The sequence below is a fragment of the Halomonas sp. AOP27-A1-41 genome (assembly GCF_052378605.1).
GTDB lineage: Bacteria > Pseudomonadota > Gammaproteobacteria > Pseudomonadales > Halomonadaceae > Vreelandella > Vreelandella citrativorans.
Map to the genome: position 1 here is coordinate 1 of NZ_JBQSXT010000070.1, position 423 is coordinate 423.

The window sequence follows — 423 nt, forward strand, 5'->3', positions numbered from 1 at the left end:
TTTGTATCTGCGCAACGTGAAGGGCTTTGGTTGGAACCATAAGCGGATCTACCGAATTTATCGGGCATTGGAGCTGAACTTGCGCATCAAGCCAAAAAAGCGATTGGTGCGTGAAAAGCCAGCGCCACTGGTTGTACCCACTGCGCTGAATACCTGCTGGTCGATGGACTTCATGCATGATCAGTTGGCCAATGGCCGAAAGTACCGGTTGTTCAACGTGATCGATGATTACAATCGAGAAGGCCTGATCATCGATGCTGACTTCTCACTGCCAGCAGAGCGCGTGATACGCTCCTTAAACCAGTTGATCGAATGGCGTGGCCGACCCAAGGCCATTCGATGCGACAACGGCCCGGAATACATCAGTGGCAAACTAACCCGTTGGGCGAAGCAGAACGGCATTGAGTTGCTGCACATTCAACT

General features: G+C 51.8%; 1 protein-coding gene. It reads left to right on the forward strand.

Features of this window, described 5'->3' with window-relative positions; translation table 11 throughout:
- The coding region (locus tag ACT3TC_RS17145; RefSeq protein WP_444641162.1) for a DDE-type integrase/transposase/recombinase at nt 1–423 on the forward strand (423 nt) is incomplete at both ends.